This is a genomic window from Streptomyces sp. NPDC050416 (genome assembly GCF_044458845.1).
In the GTDB taxonomy this organism is placed as follows: Bacteria; Actinomycetota; Actinomycetes; order Streptomycetales; family Streptomycetaceae; genus Streptomyces.
The window spans coordinates 218,752-234,203 of the sequence record NZ_JBITII010000007.1 but is presented as its reverse complement, the minus strand read 5'-3'; the positions used below and the strand labels follow the sequence as shown (position 1 = coordinate 234,203).

Below are 15,452 nucleotides of genomic sequence, written 5' to 3'. Positions count from 1 at the left end.
GAAGGGGGGCCGCCCATGGGCTGGCACCGGGAGCTGCTGATCGGCTTCGACCTGGAGACGACGGGCACGGATCCGCGCGAGGCGCGCATCGTCACGGCGGCCGTGATCGAGGTCAGGGCCGGGGAGCCGATGGGGCGCCGGGAGTGGCTGGCCGACCCGGGGGTGCCGATCCCCGAGGACGCGGTGGCGGTGCACGGCATCAGCAACGAGCGCGCGGCGGCCGAGGGCCGACCGGCCGACCAGGTGGCGGACGCCCTCGCCGGCGTCCTCACGTCCTACTGGAAGGCGGGCGTGCCGGTCGTCGCCTACAACGCCGCCTTCGACCTGACCCTGCTCTCCGCCGAGCTGCGCCGCCACGGACTGCCGTCCCTGCGCGACCGCCTGGGCGGCGTGGACCCCGCCCCGGTCATCGATCCGTACACCATCGACCGCTGGGTCGACCGCTACCGCCGGGGCAAACGGAACCTCGAAGCGGTCTGCGCCGAGTACGGCGTGGTCCTCGACTCCGCCCATGACGCCCTGGCCGACGCCCTGGCAGCGGCCCGCCTGGCCGGTGCGATAGCCGCCCGCCACCCCAAGATCGCGTCCCTCGGCCCGGCGGACCTCCACCGCCGCCAGATCGAGTGGTACGCGCAGTGGGCGGCGGACTTCCAGAACTTCCTGCGCGGCAAGGGCGATGCGACGGCTCTGGTGGACGGGGCATGGCCGTTGCGGGAGCCGGCGGACGCATGAGCCCTGTCCACCCGTTGGGAAACTCCGAAGCTCCCCTTGGTCACGCCGGCGCGGGCGCCGCGATGCGTTCGATACGGGGCATGGCCAGGCGCTCGTAGTCGGAGCCCGAGATGAGGAGCGAGCGGTCGAGCCGGGCCGCGTTGAAGTACAGCTTCGGCAGGGCCACGACGTCCGGGTCGGCGACCAGTTCCAGGTCGGGATCGAAACTGAACGGCAGGACCGTGCCCGGCACTGCGCGGGCCAGTCGTTCGGCGGTCCCGGGGTCGCTGAAGCCGACGTAGCGGGCCGCGAACAGCGCCCTGACGGCGTCCAGGTCCACCCGCCGGTCCCCGGGGACGACCGCGAGGACGTGGCGTGTGGTGCGGCGGTCCACCTTGACCCGCAGCACGATGCACTTCGCGGCCTCGCCGGCCGGATGCCCGCGCAACGCGCAGACGGCTTCGGTGGCGCCCTCGGGATCGTGGTCGATGAGCCGGTAATCGACGCCGGCCGAGTCGAGCAGGGAGATCAGGTGACCGTAGGTGTCGTGCCGGCCGGTGTCGTGCGGGCCGGTGTCTCGGTCGCGGTGGGTGCCGTCGGGCATGCGGACTCCTTGTCGGGGGCGTGGGACGAGGGAGGCAGAAGGGCCGGTGCGCTTCGGTGCGCCCGTTCCACCGCCTGCCCCCAGTACGTACCGGCCACCATCAGGGTCGCCCCGAGGCCGGTGAGGGGCGTGAGGTGTTCGCCGCCGAGGGCGATGCCCACCGCGACGGCCCAGACCGGCTCGGTGCCCAGCAGCAGGCTGGCCCGGCTGGCGGAGGTGCGCTGCACGGCCCAGGTCTGGGCCAGGAAGGCGAACACACTGCAGAACAGGGCGAGATAGACCAGCTGGGCCCAGGTGGCCGGGTCCGCGCGGACCAGCGTCGGCAGGTCGTGGGCGGCGACCGGCAGGAACAGGGCCGTGCCGACGAGGGTCTGCACCGTCGTCAGCTGCAGGGGCCGGACGTCCCGCCCGGTCGTGAAACGGCCGACCAGCGCCACATGCCCCGCCCGGATCAGCGCGGCGCCGAGCATCAGCAGGTCGCCGAGGCGTGGCGCGTGGAAGCCGTTGCCGGACATCAGCAGCCCGACGGCCAGGACGCACACGCCGGTCGCGGCGAAGAAGGAGACAGGCAGCGCGCCGCGGTGGCCGCCGCGGTCGAGGAACGGGGTGAGGACGATGGTCAGACTGATGATGAGCCCGGCGTTGGCGGCGCTGGTGTGCGCGACGCCGTACGTCTCCACGACCAGGACCGCGGCCTGGGTGAGCCCCAGGGGCACCCCGGCCCGCAGCTCGTCCCGCGTCCACCGGCGCGACCCGCGCCCTCGGGCGGCGACGACGCCGACGCAGGCGAGCGCGGAGAGGGCGTAGCGGGCGAACAGCACCAGCAGGACGGGGAGCGCGGCAGTGGCCGTCTGGGCGGACAGGTAACTGGAACCCCAGACGAGCGCGACAAGGAGGAGTACCGCATCGGTGCGGCGGACGTCGGACACCCGCCTACGGTGCACCGCAGCCACCATGAAGCCAAGTACCAGTCCCTAAAACGATCATTTAGCAGCCCTACATCGTCCCTACACTGAGGCGATGGACGAACGTCAGCTGCGGATTCTGCGGGAACTCGGCGAACTGGGCAGCGTCACGGCGGTCGCCGAGGCGCTGCTGGTGACGCCGTCGGCGATCTCCCAGCAGTTGCGGCTGCTTCAGCGCGCGATCCCCGTGCCGCTCACCGAGCGCCAGGGGCGACGGCTGGTGCTCACCGACGCCGGGCAGGCGCTGGCGGGCGTGGCCGTGGAGGTGGAGACGGCGCTGGCCCGCGCACGGCACACCGTCGAGGAGTTCCTCGGACGGCCTGACGGCGAGGTGTCGGTGGCGGCGTTCCACAGTGCGGGCGCCGCGTTCTTCCCGCCGCTGCTGCGCGCCCTGGCCGGACCGGGCCAGCCGGTGCCGAGGCTGGCCGACGAGGACGTACCGCAGGAGGACTTTCCCCGGCTCACCCGGGAGTACGACGTCGTCCTGGCCCACCGTCTGGACCACGCCCCGCCCTGGCCGGACACGGTGGCCACGACGACGCTGCTGCGCGAGCCGCTGGACGTGGCCATGCCCGCGGACCACCCCCTGGCCGCCAAGCGCCGTGTCACCCCGCGCGACGTGGCCGACGAGCCGTGGATCACCGTGCACGAAGGGTTCCCGGTCCTGGCGACCGTCGAGGCCATCGCCGCCGCGGCGGGCCGCAGGCTCCATCTCGCCCATCGCATCAACGAGTTCTCGGTGGTCGCCGAGGCCGTGGCCGCCGGGGGCGGTATCGCCCTGATGCCGCGCTGGACCATGCGCCCGCATCCGGCGCTCGTGCTCCGTCCGCTCAGCGGAGTGCGGGCGCGACGCCACATCGACGCCCTGTGCCGCCCCGAGCGCACGGCCCGCACAGCGGTCCGCACGGTCCTCACGGAGCTACGCCGCGCCGCGCACAGCATCCAGGGCAAAGAAAACTGACGGCCGGGCAACGCCATCGAGGGGCGCGGGGCTGTGGTCAATATGCGGCTCCGCCACGCGGGCCCGACCAGCCACACTCAACTCGCAGCCGCCACATGATGCGCGGCCCCCGAAGCCCAGGCGCTCAGAACGGATACCACCGCACCGTCTCGTCCCCCTCCCGCAGCGAAGCCACCCGCCGTCGGAACTCCGCCAGCGCCTTCGGATTGCTCGGCGCATGCTGAGCCACCCACGCACAACTGGCCGTCTCCCGGGCCCCGCGCAACACCGAGCACCCCTCCCACTCCCGCACATCCCAGCCGTACGCCTCGGTGAAGGAGTCGTACGCCTCGTCCGGCAGCCCGTACCGGTCGTGGGAGAGGGCCATCACCACCAGGTCGTGCTCGCGCAGGTCGGACGAGACCGTCTCCAGGTCGACCAGCACCGGCCCGTCCGGCCCGACGTGCACATTGCGCGGCAGGGCGTCGCCGTGGATCGGCCCCGGGGGCAGATGCGGCGTCAGCGCCTCCGCCTTCGACGCGAACCCGTCCCGCCGCTCCCGCAGATACGCCGCGTCCGCCGGATCGATCGCGTCCCCGGCGAGCCGCAGCCAGCGCTCCACACCGCCCAGCAGATCGCGGGGCGGCAGATCGAAGGCGGGCGCGGGCAGGGCGTGCACGAGCCGTAGCAGTTCGGCCAAATCCCGCGGCTCGGCGGGTCGTACGGCATCCGGCAGCCGGTGCCACACCGTCACCGGGTGTCCGTCGACCAGCAGCGGCTCGGGCTCGGCCGCCCGTACCGCCGGGACACCCGCCTCGGCGAGCCACAGCGCGATGTCCAGTTCGCGTCGCGCCCGGTCGAGGAGTTCGGCGTCGCGGCCCACCTTGACGACCAGGTCACCGGTGGCGAACACCGCGTTCTCGCCCAGCGCGAGCAGCCGTGCCTCGCGGGCCGCACCGGGCAGCACCCCCGACTCCGCCAGTACGTCCCGGGCCCGTGCCTCGTCCATCGTCCGCCTCCGTCGTCACGTTCTCCGCCGTCGTCCACCACTTGTGCCGTCGGGTTCCGGCCATCCGCCGGTCAGTGTCGCATCGGCACAGGTCGGGCGGCGTGCGCGGTGCCTTGACGAGGCAGAACGCCTTCACGACCATGACCTGGCCGGCCGAGCCGTCAAAGGGGCTGATCCCGTGACATGGGTGACCGAGTCTTCGCCTCCTTCCCCACCGAAGAGGCGGGCCGGCCGCGGACCCGGCGCGGACCGGCCCCGGCGGCCCGTCGACCACGGCGCCTGGTTCCTCGTGCTGCCCGCCCTGCTCCCCATCCTGGTCCTCAGCGTCGGGCCGCTGCTGTACGGGATCCTGCTGGCCTTCACCGACGCCCAGTCGGGCCGCACCGAGCCCACCCAGTGGATCGGCGCCCTCAACTTCCGGGACCTGCTGCACGACACGCTGTTCTGGGAGTCGTTCCGGATCGGGCTGGTGTGGGCGGTCGGGGTGACCGTGCCGCAGTTCCTGCTCGCGCTGGGCCTCGCCCTGCTGCTCAACCAGGACCTGCGGCTGCGCTGGCTGGCCCGCGCCCTGGCGATCATCCCCTGGGCCATGCCGGAGGTCGTCGTCGGCATCATGTGGCGGCTCGTCTACAACCCGGATGCCGGCATCCTCAACGAGACCCTGCGCGACCTGGGCTCAGGCGGCGACCGCGACTGGCTGAGCGGGCTGGCCACCGCGCTGCCCGCCGTCGTCCTCGTCGGCGTCTGGGCGGGCATGCCGCAGACGACGGTCGCGCTGCTCGCCGGACTCCAGAACACCCCGCGCGAACTGCGCGAGGCGGCGGCGGTCGACGGCGCGAGCGCCTGGCGCCGCTTCCGCACGGTCACCTGGCCCGCCCTCAGACCCATCGCCCTGGCCATCACCGCACTCAACCTGATCTGGAACTTCAACTCCTTCGCCCTGGTCTACGTCCTCACCAGCGGCGGCCCGGGCGGCCGGACCCGTCTGCCCATGCTCTTCGCCTACGAAGAGGCCTTCCGCTACGGGCAGTTCGGCTACGCGGCGGCGATGGGCTGCGTGATGGTGGCCGTGATCTCGATAGCCCTGGCCGCCTTCCTCGCCGGCCGCCTCAGGGGAGGTGACGACACGTGAGGACCAGCACCCCGGCCCGCGTCGGCCAGTACACCGCGCTGCTCGCCTATCTGGTCTTTCTCGCCTTCCCGTTCCTCTGGCTGGTCTCCACCGCGTTCAAGCCGCCGCGCGAGCTGGGCAGCCTGCATCCGACGTGGATCCCCGAGGACCCCACCCTCGCCAACTTCCGGCAGGCCTTCGACGAGCAGCCGCTGCTGCACGCCGCCCTCAACTCCCTGCTCGCCGCGTTCGCGGCGGCGGTCGTCGCCGTGCTGATCGCGACCCCGATGGCCTATGTCGTGGCCCGGCGCCGCACCCGGCTCGCGAAGGCGGTGACGGGCTGGGTGGTGGTCAGCCAGGCGTTCCCCTTCGTGCTGCTGATCATCCCGCTGTTCCTCGTACTGAAGAACCTCCGCCTCATCAACTCCGTGCCGGGGCTGGTCCTCGTGTACGTGGTGTGGGCGCTGCCGTTCGCGCTGTGGATGCTCGCCGGGTACGTACGGGCCGTACCGCCCGAGTTGGAGGAGGCCGCCGCGGTCGACGGGGCGGGCCGGGTGCGGACGCTGGTGTCGGTGACCGCGCCGCTGCTCGCGCCGGGCATCGTGGCGACCGCGCTGTTCGCGTTCATCACCGCGTGGAACGAGTTCTTCTTCGCGCTCGTGCTGCTCAAGACACCGGAGAAGCAGACACTGCCCGTCGTGCTCACCCACTTCACCGGCGCCGAGGGCGTCGCCGACCTCGGCCCGCTCGCGGCCGCCGCGTTCCTCGCGACGCTGCCCTCACTCGTCGTCTTCGCGATCATCCAGCGGCGGATCACGGGTGGCATGCTCACCGGGGCGGTGAAGAGCTGATGCGCGCACGCCTGCTGGCCCTGGTCCTCCTGCTGCTCCTCGCCGGCTGCTCCTCGGGTGGCACACCCGACGACGGCCGGATCACCCTGCGCTTCCAGTCCCTGGCCTGGCAGGAGGAGTCGGTCGAGGCCAACAAGGAACTGGTGGAGGAGTGGAACGCCACCCACCCGGGCGTCCGGGTCGAGTACGTCCAGGGCACCTGGGACAGCGTCCACGACCAGCTCCTGACCGCCTTCGAGGGCGGCGAGGCACCCGACATCATCCACGACGCCTCCGACGACCTCGCCGACTTCGCCTACGGCGGCTACCTCGCCGACCTCACCGACCTGCTGCCCGCCCGGCTGAAGTCGGACATCCCGCGGCGCAGTTGGGAGACCACCACCTTCGGGGACGGCGTCTACGGCGTGCCGTTCCTCCAGGAGCCGCGCGTCCTGATCGCCAACGCGACGTGGCTCAAGCGGTCCGGAGTGCGGATCCCGACCCCGGAGAAGCCGTGGAGCTGGGCCGAGTTCCGCCGGATCACCGAACAGCTCAGCGGCCGGGGGAAGTACGGCGTCGCCTGGCCCCTGAAGGAACCGGTCTCCGCCACGCTCAACCTCTCCCTGTCGACGGGCGGACGGCTCTTCCACCGCGCCGCCGACGGCAAGGTGACGGTCCGTTTCGAGGCTGCCGACCAGGTGGTGCCGCGCACCATCCACGCCCAGACCGGCACCGACCGCAGCGCCTCGCCCACGACCCTGGGCAGCGGCGGCTCGGACACCCTGCCCGGCTTCTTCGGCGGCAGATACGCGATGGTCCCGCTGGGCTTCTCCTACCGCCAGCAGATCGTGCAGCAGGCCCCGAAGGGCTTCGCCTGGCAGGTGCTGCCCGCCCCGGCCGGCGCCGGGGGACTCACCCAGGGCGTCAGCCCGCAGACGCTGTCCGTCGCTGAGGACTCCCCGCACAAGAAGGAGGCCGCCGCCTTCATCGACTTCCTGCTGAGGCCCGAGAACATGGCCCGCCTCGCCCTCGGCGACTGGATGCTGCCGACCGGCACCCGGGCGCTGAACGACCCGGCCCTGCGCACCCCCGAGCACGGCTGGGCGACGGGCACCGCGCTCGCCGCCCACCTGCGCCCGGCGCCCGCACAGACCGTACGGGGCTACCCCGAGTGGAAGGACAAGGTGGCGACCCCGGCCCTCCAGGAGTACTACAGCGGCGCCATCGGCATCCGTGAGCTGCGCGAACGCCTGGAGGAGGACGGCAACCTGGTGCTCGCCCGCTACCAGCGCTGAGCCCGCCGACGCGGTCGGCGAAACAGATTGCACGAGACGTCTCGTCTTGCGTACGGTCGGCGCATGACCAGTCGCGCCCACATCGCCATGTTCTCCATCGCCGCCCACGGCCACGTGAACCCGAGTCTGGAGGTGATCCGCGAGCTCGTGGCGCGCGGCCACCGCGTGACGTACGCGATCCCGCCGGTCTTCGCCGAGAAGGTCGCGGACACCGGTGCCGAGGTGAAGCCGTGGCACTCGACGCTGCCCTCGCCCGACGACGACCCGGAGGCCTGGGGGAGCACGCTGCTGGACAACGTGGAGCCGTTCCTCGACGACGCGATCCAGGCCCTCCCGCAGCTGATCGATGCCTACGAGGGCGACGAGCCGGACCTCGTCCTGCACGACATCGCCTCCTACCCGGCCCGCGTCCTGGCCCACCGCTGGGGCGTGCCCGCGATCTCCCTGTCACCGGCCATGGTCGCCTGGGAGGGGTACGAGGAAGAGGTCGCCGAACCCTTGTGGGAGGCGCCGAAGAAGACCGAGCGCGGCCGTGCCTACTACGCCCGTTTCCAGGCCTGGCTGGAGGAGAACGGGATCACCCGGCACCCCGATGCCTTCGGGGGCCGTCCCGACCGCTCGATCGTCCTGATCCCCAAGGCCCTTCAGCCGAACGCGGACCGCGTCGACGAGACCGTGTACACCTTCGTCGGGGCCTGCCAGGGCGACCGCACCGCCGAGGGCGGCTGGGAGCGGCCGGCCGGCGCCGAGAAGGTCGCGCTCGTCTCGCTCGGGTCCGCCTTCACCAAGCAGCCCGCCTTCTACCGGGAGTGCGTCAGGGCGTTCGGCGACCTGCCCGGCTGGCACCTGGTGCTCTCGGTCGGCAAGCACATCGACCCGGCCGAGCTGGGGGAGGTCCCGGCGAACGTCGAGGTGCGCTCCTGGGTGCCGCAGCTCGCGATCCTCAAGCAGGCCGACCTGTTCGTCACGCACGCCGGCGCGGGCGGCAGCCAGGAGGGCCTGGTCACGGCCACGCCGATGGTCGCCGTACCGCAGGCCGCGGACCAGTTCGGCAACGCGCAGGTGCTCCAGGGCCTCGGTGTCGCGCGGTACCTCCCGACTCAGGAGGCGACCGGCGAGGCGCTGCGCGAGGCGGCGCTGGCCCTCGTCGACGACCCGGAGGTCGCCCGCCGCCTGAAGGAGATCCAGACGGAGACGGCCCGGGAGGGCGGCACGCGGCGCGCGGCCGACCTCGTCGAGGCCGGACTGCCCGCCGGCAGGGCATGAGCGAGGGCCCGTCGGTTCCCCCGGAGCCAACGGGCCCTTCGGCGGCTGCGGTGTCAGACCGTCAGCCGCTCACCCTCGTCGTCCCGGACCACCGGCGCCGTGACGGCCTCGGGCGTCTCGTCGTGCGTGAGGTCGGGCAGCCGGTGCAGCCACTTGGGCAGGTACCAGTTGCGCTCCCCGAGCAGCGCCATCACCGCCGGCAGCAGCACACCCCGGATGATCGTCGCGTCGATGAGCACGGCGGCCGCGAGGCCGACGCCCATCTGCTTCATGGACTGCATGGACAGCGTCCCGAAGATCGCGAACACGGCGACCATGATGACCGCGGCACTGGTGACGACTCCCGCCGTGGTGACCACGCCGTGCTGGATCGCGTCCTTCGTCGTGCGGCCCCTCAGACGGGCCTCGCGGATCCGCGAGACCACGAACACGTGGTAGTCCATCGACAGGCCGAACAGGATCACGAAGAGGAACAGCGGCAGCCAGGTGATGATCGCGCCGACCCCCTCCGCCCCCACCAGCGAGGCGCCCCAGCCGTGCTGGAAGACCGCGACGAGGATGCCGTAGGCCGCGCCCACCGACAGCAGGTTCAGCAGGATCGACGTGAGCGCGACGGTCAGCGAGCGGAACGACAGCAGCATCAGCGCGAAGGCGAAGACCACGACGAACGCGAAGACCGGGACGACGGCCCCGGCCAGCTGGTCGTTGAAGTCCTTCGAACCCGCGACCTGCCCGGTGATCGGGGCCTCGACGCCGTCGACCTCGCCGAGCGTGGCGGGCCGCACGTCGTCCCGCAGCTTGTCCAGGCTGGCGCCCGCCTTGTCGAGGTCGGAGCCGCCGACCAGCGGGACGGACACGACGGCGAGGTTCCGCGCGTCGTGCAGCTCGATCTCCACCGGGCCGCGCGAGGCACCCGAACTGACCGCCCGCTCACGGAAGTCAGCGAGCGCCGAGCGCACGTCGGGGGCGTTGATGTCGTCCGCCTTCACGATCACCTGGGCCGGGTCCGAGCCACCCGGGAAGGCCTCGTTGAGCCGGTTGTACGTCTGCACGATCGGCAGCGAATCGCCGAACTCCTGGTCCAGCGTGAGGTTCTGGGTCTTCATACCGACCGCGGGAGCCGCGACGGCCAGCAGCGCACCGGTCGCCACCGCGACGGCCACGACCGGCCTGGCGAGCACACGCCGCAGGACTGCCGTCCAGAACCGGCTCTCCCCGTTGCCGCCCTGCCCGCGCCGGCGCAGGAACGGGATACGGCCCTTCTCCACGCGCTCGCCCAACAGCGACAGCAGCGCGGGCAGCACCGTCACGGACCCCACCATGGCCACGGCCACCACGATCAGCGAGGCCAGACCCATCGCCTCGAACTCGGCGAGCCCGGTGAACAGCATGCCCGCCATGGCCACGCACACCGTGACACCGGAGACCACGATCGCGCGGCCACTGGTCGCGGCGGCGATCCGCAGCGCCGTCTGCGCGTCCCGGCCCGCGGCGCGCTCCTCCCGCTCACGGCGCAGATAGAACAGGCAGTAGTCGACACCGACGGCCAGACCGACGAGCAGCATCACGGAGTTGGCGGCGTCCGTCATCGGCACCGCGTGGCTGACCACCCCCATCAGGCCCATCGTCGCCATGATCGCGGTGAGCGCCAGCGCCACCGGCAGCAGCGCCGCCACCAGCGCGCCGAAGGCGATGAGCAGAATGCCGAACGCCACCGGCACCGCGGAGTACTCGGCCTTCTTGAAGTCGTCCCCGAACGCGTCGGCGAACGTCTTCTCCATGCTGGCGCCGCCGATCTCCTCGATCCGCAGCGACCCGTGGTCCTTCTGGACACCCTCCACGGCCTTCAGCACCGGCTCGACCCGCTCACCGGCGGTGTCCGGCTCGCCGCGCATGTCGAACTGCACGAGCGCGCTGCGCCCGTCCTTCGAGATGGTCTTCGTGTCGTACGGCGAGGTCACGTGGGTGACGCGGCCGGTCCCCTCGACGGCCCGGACCACGGCCGTGACGGCGTCCCGGAACTCGGCGTCGGTGGCCTTCAGACCGGAGCCCTTGGCCTGTATCAGCACGGTCTCGCGGGCCGGTTCGTCGATGCCGGCGTCCTCGATGATCTTCGCGGCGGTGTGCGTCTCGCCCTTCAGCTGGTCGCTGTCCTTGACGTCGACCCGGCCCGCCGCCGAACCGAGCCCCGTCGCCAGGACGACGAACAGCACCCAGATCCCGACGGCAGCCCATCGGTGCCGGGCGCTCCAGCCGCCGGCCCGGGCGGCCAGGCCCCGCACCCGTGCTTCTCCGTTCCCCATGACGGGCTTGCCCCCTCGTGATGCGAGAGCGGCCCCCTGCCGCCCCCTTTCATCTCGAAGGTATGGGCCGGATAAAGCCGGCACGTCGTGCTGCCCGGTGACGTGACGGGGCCGGAACTCATCCCCCCGGCGCTCACCCTCTCCCCACTGGGGAGGACCGGAAAGGGCCGTGGCCCCTTACACCTATCGGTCTCCTCGACTGTGTGGATCCTGGGCAGAAGGTTGTGCCCCGCCATGACCGATGAGTAATTTACGGGACTCGGGCATCCGCCCACCGGCCGTCGTGCCCACCCCCACGGGGCACGACGGCCGCCTGATGTCATGGCTCCCCCTCTTGGCGGGGCTTCGCAGCCGCGAGCGGCTGAGGCGGCCACGGCAGCGGGCGCGACGACGGCCGATTCCCGGCAGCACCTCTTAAGGTGTGCGGATGACGACGTATGCGGCACTGTTGCGCGGAATCAACGTGGGCGGCAGCAGAAAGGTCCCGATGGCGGACCTGCGCACCCTCCTGGCCGGCCTCGGCTACGAGGACGTGACGACGTACCTGCAGAGCGGCCAGGCCGTGTTCGCCTCAGGCCACGGCGACGAGGAGTCACTGGCCGCCGAGATCACGAACGCCATCCAGAAGCACTTCGGTTTCGCCGTCGACGTGATCGTGCGCGACCACGCCTACCTGAAGGCGATCGTCGACGCCTGCCCGTTCCCGGCCGCCGACCTGGAGCCCAAGCAGCTCCACGTCACCTACTTCTCCGCCCCCGTCACCCCCGAGCGCTTCGCGGAGATCGACGAACCCGCCTACCTCCCCGAGGAGTTCCGCCTCGGCGACCGCGCCCTGTACCTGTACGCCCCGAACGGCCTGGGCCGCTCCAAACTGGCCGAACACCTCGCGAAGCCGCGCATCAACAAGGGGATCGTCGCCACGACCCGCAACTGGAACACCGTCGTCAAGCTGGCGGAGCTGACCGGTGCCTGAACACGACCCGGCCGTCGCCGCCGCCGTCGACGGCGAACTGGCACTGCTCGACCCGGACGTGCGCCGCTCGCCCGAGCGGGTCGGGGCGCTGCTGCACCCCGACTTCCACGAGTTCGGCGCCTCCGGGCGGCACTGGAGCCGGGCGGACATCATCGCCGCCCTGGCCGAGACCACCGACCTCGAGTCGCCGCCTGTCGTCACCTCCCACATGCATGGCGTACGGCTGGCCCCCGACCTCGTCCACCTCACCTTCGACACCGAGTACGACGGCGGACGAGCACACCGCAGTTCGCTGTGGCGGCGGACCGAGGACGGGTGGCTGCTCTACTTCCACCAGGCGACGCCGTTCAGCGAGCCGCACGAGTGACCTTCCGGTCGCCGGGGGCAGGGCGTGCACGACGCACGTTTGGCCGAATCACCTCCACGTGAACCGGGGCCTTGGCACGGTAGGACCATGACGCGCACCGATGATCCGACGACCCCGTCCGGCCGTACGACGGCCGTCCAGGCCATGCGCGGCGCGGCGGCCCAGCTTGCCGAACTGCTCGGCACGACCCCCGACTCCGTCACCGCCGTCCGCCCCACCCCCGACGGCTGGACCGCCGATGTGGAGGTCGTGGAGCTGGAACGGGTCCCCGACACCACGACCATCATGGCGACCTACCGGGTCACCCTCGACCCGGAGGGCCGGCTCCTGGGCTACGAACGGGTCCGCCGGTACGCCCGCGGCCAGCTCGACCGAGGCCGCTAGGCCCTCTCGGCTTCCCTCCGCTGAGACCCGTTTCGGTGTTTGCGTGAACACGCCCGCCGCCACCCCCGTACCTACGGGCGGCACGAGAACGAGTCTCGCGAGAGGAATCGCACCGTGACCGTCATGACGCAGACCGGCGGGATGCAACCCGCCGCCACTTCCGGCGGGTCGGGGACCGGCGGCCTCTTCGACATCCTCGAACTGATCCTGGACCGCGGGCTCGTGATCGACGTGTTCGTCCGTGTCTCCCTGGTCGGCATCGAGATCCTCAAGATCGACGTACGGATCGTCATCGCGAGCGTCGACACCTACCTCCGGTTCGCCGAGGCCTGCAACCGCCTCGACCCTGAGTCCGGCCGCAAGGCACCCGACAAGCTCACCGACATCGTCGGCAACCTCGTCGAGAGCGGCGCCCGGGGCAAGACCGGCGGCGCCATCGACGCGATCGGCGACATCTTCGACCGCGACGACAAGGACGCCAAGGACGGCAAGGGGGACGAGCGGTGAGCGGCGTCTACGTGTACGCCGTCACCCGCTCCGACCACCCCCTGCGGCTCGACGGCCTGCGCACGGTCGGCGGGACCGAGGACCCCCCGCGCGCGATCGTGAACGGCCCGCTCGCCGCCGTGGTCAGCGCCGCACCCCCCGGTCTGCGGCCCAAACGGCGTGATCTCGCCGCCCACCAGGAACTCCAGGAACGGCTCATGGCCGACGGCTCGGTCCTGCCCATGCGGTTCGGCCTGCTCGCCCCCGACGACACCGCCGTCCGCACGGCCCTGGAGCAGCAGGGCCAGGACTACACCCGCAGGCTCGGCGAACTGCACGGCACCGCCGAGTTCAACCTCAAGGCCGCCCGCAACCAGGACGACCTGCTGCGCGAGGTGCTCGACGAGTCGGAGGAGGCCCGCCGGCTCAACCAGCGCACCCGCGACGGCACCGGCAGCCACGCGGACCGCCTCGCCCTCGGCGAACTGGTCGCCCGGCAGGTCGACGCCCGGCAGCGGCGGCAGGCCGAGGAGATCGTCGGACACCTGTCCGGACTCGCCAGGTCCAGCGTCGCGGCGGACCCGTCCAAGGACGACTTCCTCAACGTGTCGTTCCTCGTCGAGCACGCCCGCGCCGAGGAGTTCACCACGGCCGGCCGGCGCCTGGCCCAGGACTACGGCGCCGCCTACGACTTCCGGCTGCGCGGGCCGCTGCCCCCGTACAGCTTCGCCGCCTGACATGGGCCTGCTCACCGGCATCCTCACTCTCCCGCTCGCGCCCGTGCGCACCACCCTGTGGGCCGCCGAGCAGCTCCAGGCGGCCGCCGAGGCCCAGTACTACGACCCGGCCCCCGTCCGGCAGGCCCTCGTCGACCTCGAACGGGCCCTGCTGGAGGGACGCGTCGACGAGGACGAGTACGACCGCCGCGAGGACGAACTGCTGGACCGACTCGACGAGATCGACGCCCGGAGACGAGCCCCGCGACCATGACCCATCCGGCAACAGGCGGACTCACCGGGCCGCCCCGCCTTCCCTCCCCCTACGGCCACGGGCCCGGCGCCCAGAGCGCCAACCTCGCCGACATCCTCGAACGCGTCCTCGACAAGGGCGTGGTCATCGCCGGCGACATCCGGATCAACCTGCTCGACATCGAACTGCTCACCATCAAGCTGCGCCTGCTCGTCGCTTCCGTCGACAAGGCGAAGGAGATGGGCATCGACTGGTGGGAACACGATCCCTCCCTCTCCTCCCGCGCCGCTCGCCCCGAGCGGTCCCTGGCCGACGAGAACGAACGGCTGCGCGCCGAGATCGCCGCCCTCAAGGCGGCCGACAGGAGGCCGGAGCCATGACCGACCCGACCCACCCGACCGACCCGGACGTCGTCTACGTCTACGCCGTCCTGCGCGGCACGCCCGAGGCCGCCGCGGCGGTGGCGCACGTGCGCGGCGTCGCCGGCGACTGGATCCACCTGGTGACGCCCGCCTCCGACCCCGCCTCCCGGCTCGCCTTCGCCGTCGGCCACGTCCCGGCCGCCGACTACGCCGAGGCACCCCTCCAGGCCCACCTCCACGACCTGGACTGGATGGAGTCCACGGTCCGTTCCCACCACGCCGTCGTCGCCGCGCTCGTCGCGAGCGGCACCGCCGTCCTGCCCCTGCGCCTGGCCACCGTCTACCCCGACGAGGACAGCGCCCGGCAGGCCCTCGACACCCGCCGCGGGTACTTCCAGTCCCTCCTGGACCGCCTCACGGGCCACGTCGAACTCGGCGTCAAGATCTACGCCGCACCCGACATCACACCGCCCGGGCCGGACACCGACGACGGACGGGAAACGCACACCGGCCTCGGCGTCGGCCGCGCCTACCTGTCGATCCGCCGCCGCAGACAGCGCAGGAACGAGGAAGCCTGGCGTTCGGTCGCGCAGGCCGCCGCACACCTCACGCAGACCGCCGGCACGCTCGCCGTCGACCGCGTCGCCCACACCCCGCAGCGCGGAAGCCTCGCCGGCCCGGCCCCCGGCACCAACGTCGGCAACGACGCCTACCTCGTCCCCGCCGACCGCGTCGACGCCTTCCGCGCCGCCCTACTCGCGGCCGCCGAGGGCGTCCCCGGCCTCCGCGTCGAGGTCACCGGCCCGTGGGCCCCGTACTCCTTCGCACTCCAGCCGGAACCCGAACCCGCCGCGTGACGGCCCGTCGGTGCCCCGCT

The 15,452-nt window shown here is 72.2% G+C and carries 18 protein-coding genes; 14 read left to right on the top strand and 4 right to left on the bottom strand.

What is annotated here, in order from left to right; genetic code table 11:
• The first annotated feature begins 15 nt into the window (after positions 1-15).
• Positions 16-732: a 3'-5' exonuclease gene (locus ACIBL4_RS23240; protein WP_399413012.1), complete on the top strand. Its 717-nt coding sequence runs from the start codon at positions 16-18 to the stop codon at positions 730-732.
• 40 nt (positions 733-772) lie between these two features.
• Here ACIBL4_RS23240 and ACIBL4_RS23235 read toward each other — a convergent pair whose 3' ends face one another.
• Both ACIBL4_RS23235 and ACIBL4_RS23230 read right to left on the bottom strand, forming a co-directional pair.
• Positions 773-1,315, bottom strand: a complete 543-nt coding sequence (locus ACIBL4_RS23235; RefSeq protein WP_399413010.1) for a YbaK/EbsC family protein — start codon at positions 1,313-1,315, stop codon at positions 773-775.
• The gene (locus tag ACIBL4_RS23230; protein WP_399413008.1) at positions 1,240-2,244 is read right to left on the bottom strand and encodes a DMT family transporter; all 1,005 of its coding nucleotides are present in this window, start codon (positions 2,242-2,244) and stop codon (positions 1,240-1,242) included. The genes ACIBL4_RS23235 and ACIBL4_RS23230 overlap by 76 nt, the downstream gene beginning before the upstream one ends.
• A gap of 91 nt (positions 2,245-2,335) precedes the next feature.
• Between ACIBL4_RS23230 and ACIBL4_RS23225 the strand changes: the two genes are divergently transcribed.
• Complete coding sequence (locus ACIBL4_RS23225; RefSeq protein ID WP_399413006.1) at positions 2,336-3,241, top strand: LysR family transcriptional regulator; 906 nt, start codon at positions 2,336-2,338, stop codon at positions 3,239-3,241.
• A 124-nt stretch (positions 3,242-3,365) separates the two neighbouring features.
• Here the strand turns inward: ACIBL4_RS23225 and ACIBL4_RS23220 are convergent, their stop codons facing one another.
• A complete protein-coding gene (locus tag ACIBL4_RS23220) occupies positions 3,366-4,229 on the bottom strand; it encodes a phosphotransferase enzyme family protein (protein ID WP_399413004.1) in 864 nt (287 codons plus the stop codon).
• Between the two features lie 178 nt (positions 4,230-4,407).
• Between ACIBL4_RS23220 and ACIBL4_RS23215 the strand changes: the two genes are divergently transcribed.
• The 4 genes from ACIBL4_RS23215 to mgt all read left to right on the top strand — a co-directional run bounded on the left by ACIBL4_RS23215 (position 4,408) and on the right by mgt (position 8,731).
• Positions 4,408-5,361, top strand: a complete 954-nt coding sequence (locus tag ACIBL4_RS23215; protein WP_399413002.1) for a carbohydrate ABC transporter permease — start codon at positions 4,408-4,410, stop codon at positions 5,359-5,361.
• A complete protein-coding gene (locus ACIBL4_RS23210) occupies positions 5,358-6,191 on the top strand; it encodes a carbohydrate ABC transporter permease (RefSeq protein ID WP_399413000.1) in 834 nt (277 codons plus the stop codon). The genes ACIBL4_RS23215 and ACIBL4_RS23210 overlap by 4 nt, the downstream gene beginning before the upstream one ends.
• Positions 6,191-7,465 carry an ABC transporter substrate-binding protein gene (locus ACIBL4_RS23205; RefSeq protein ID WP_399412997.1) on the top strand — a complete coding sequence of 425 codons (1,275 nt, stop codon included), beginning with the start codon at positions 6,191-6,193 and terminating at the stop codon, positions 7,463-7,465. Before ACIBL4_RS23210 ends, ACIBL4_RS23205 begins: the two co-directional genes overlap by 1 nt.
• A 63-nt stretch (positions 7,466-7,528) precedes the next feature.
• Positions 7,529-8,731, top strand: a complete 1,203-nt coding sequence (gene mgt, locus ACIBL4_RS23200; RefSeq protein WP_399412995.1) for a macrolide-inactivating glycosyltransferase — start codon at positions 7,529-7,531, stop codon at positions 8,729-8,731.
• Between the two features lie 53 nt (positions 8,732-8,784).
• Here mgt and ACIBL4_RS23195 read toward each other — a convergent pair whose 3' ends face one another.
• On the bottom strand, positions 8,785-11,034 hold the full coding sequence (locus ACIBL4_RS23195) for an MMPL family transporter (RefSeq protein WP_399412993.1): 2,250 nt from the start codon (positions 11,032-11,034) through the stop codon (positions 8,785-8,787).
• A 427-nt stretch (positions 11,035-11,461) separates the two neighbouring features.
• On the opposite strand from ACIBL4_RS23195, the gene ACIBL4_RS23190 reads away from it, so the two are divergent.
• The 8 genes from ACIBL4_RS23190 to ACIBL4_RS23155 all read left to right on the top strand — a co-directional run bounded on the left by ACIBL4_RS23190 (position 11,462) and on the right by ACIBL4_RS23155 (position 15,432).
• A complete protein-coding gene (locus ACIBL4_RS23190) occupies positions 11,462-12,007 on the top strand; it encodes a DUF1697 domain-containing protein (protein ID WP_399412991.1) in 546 nt (181 codons plus the stop codon).
• Positions 12,000-12,374 carry a DUF4440 domain-containing protein gene (locus ACIBL4_RS23185; RefSeq protein WP_399412989.1) on the top strand — a complete coding sequence of 125 codons (375 nt, stop codon included), beginning with the start codon at positions 12,000-12,002 and terminating at the stop codon, positions 12,372-12,374. Before ACIBL4_RS23190 ends, ACIBL4_RS23185 begins: the two co-directional genes overlap by 8 nt.
• Before the next feature lie 87 nt (positions 12,375-12,461).
• Positions 12,462-12,758 (top strand): gas vesicle protein, encoded by a 297-nt coding sequence (locus ACIBL4_RS23180; RefSeq protein WP_399412987.1) that lies wholly within the window; start codon positions 12,462-12,464, stop codon positions 12,756-12,758.
• A 123-nt stretch (positions 12,759-12,881) separates the two neighbouring features.
• On the top strand, positions 12,882-13,265 hold the full coding sequence (gvpJ, locus tag ACIBL4_RS23175) for a gas vesicle protein GvpJ (protein WP_399413491.1): 384 nt from the start codon (positions 12,882-12,884) through the stop codon (positions 13,263-13,265).
• Entirely contained in the window at positions 13,262-13,981 is a 720-nt protein-coding gene (locus ACIBL4_RS23170) for a GvpL/GvpF family gas vesicle protein (protein WP_399412985.1), read from the top strand. Before gvpJ ends, ACIBL4_RS23170 begins: the two co-directional genes overlap by 4 nt.
• A gap of 1 nt (position 13,982) precedes the next feature.
• Positions 13,983-14,234, top strand: a complete 252-nt coding sequence (locus tag ACIBL4_RS23165) for a gas vesicle protein GvpG (protein ID WP_399412983.1) — start codon at positions 13,983-13,985, stop codon at positions 14,232-14,234.
• Entirely contained in the window at positions 14,231-14,593 is a 363-nt protein-coding gene (locus tag ACIBL4_RS23160; RefSeq protein ID WP_399412981.1) for a gas vesicle protein, read from the top strand. The genes ACIBL4_RS23165 and ACIBL4_RS23160 overlap by 4 nt, the downstream gene beginning before the upstream one ends.
• Entirely contained in the window at positions 14,590-15,432 is an 843-nt protein-coding gene (locus ACIBL4_RS23155; protein WP_399412979.1) for a GvpL/GvpF family gas vesicle protein, read from the top strand. Before ACIBL4_RS23160 ends, ACIBL4_RS23155 begins: the two co-directional genes overlap by 4 nt.
• Positions 15,433-15,452: the final 20 nt, after the last annotated feature.

Coding starts and splice junctions, on each gene's coding strand:
- ACIBL4_RS23235 (WP_399413010.1), bottom strand. CDS start 1,315: ATGCCCGACGGCACCCACCGCGACCGAGACACCGGCCCGCACGACACC.
- ACIBL4_RS23155 (WP_399412979.1), top strand. CDS start 14,590: ATGACCGACCCGACCCACCCGACCGACCCGGACGTCGTCTACGTCTAC.
- ACIBL4_RS23180 (WP_399412987.1), top strand. CDS start 12,462: ATGACGCGCACCGATGATCCGACGACCCCGTCCGGCCGTACGACGGCC.
- mgt (WP_399412995.1), top strand. CDS start 7,529: ATGACCAGTCGCGCCCACATCGCCATGTTCTCCATCGCCGCCCACGGC.
- ACIBL4_RS23195 (WP_399412993.1), bottom strand. CDS start 11,034: ATGGGGAACGGAGAAGCACGGGTGCGGGGCCTGGCCGCCCGGGCCGGC.
- ACIBL4_RS23205 (WP_399412997.1), top strand. CDS start 6,191: ATGCGCGCACGCCTGCTGGCCCTGGTCCTCCTGCTGCTCCTCGCCGGC.
- ACIBL4_RS23160 (WP_399412981.1), top strand. CDS start 14,231: ATGACCCATCCGGCAACAGGCGGACTCACCGGGCCGCCCCGCCTTCCC.
- ACIBL4_RS23165 (WP_399412983.1), top strand. CDS start 13,983: ATGGGCCTGCTCACCGGCATCCTCACTCTCCCGCTCGCGCCCGTGCGC.
- gvpJ (WP_399413491.1), top strand. CDS start 12,882: ATGACGCAGACCGGCGGGATGCAACCCGCCGCCACTTCCGGCGGGTCG.
- ACIBL4_RS23225 (WP_399413006.1), top strand. CDS start 2,336: ATGGACGAACGTCAGCTGCGGATTCTGCGGGAACTCGGCGAACTGGGC.
- ACIBL4_RS23220 (WP_399413004.1), bottom strand. CDS start 4,229: ATGGACGAGGCACGGGCCCGGGACGTACTGGCGGAGTCGGGGGTGCTG.
- ACIBL4_RS23190 (WP_399412991.1), top strand. CDS start 11,462: ATGACGACGTATGCGGCACTGTTGCGCGGAATCAACGTGGGCGGCAGC.
- ACIBL4_RS23240 (WP_399413012.1), top strand. CDS start 16: ATGGGCTGGCACCGGGAGCTGCTGATCGGCTTCGACCTGGAGACGACG.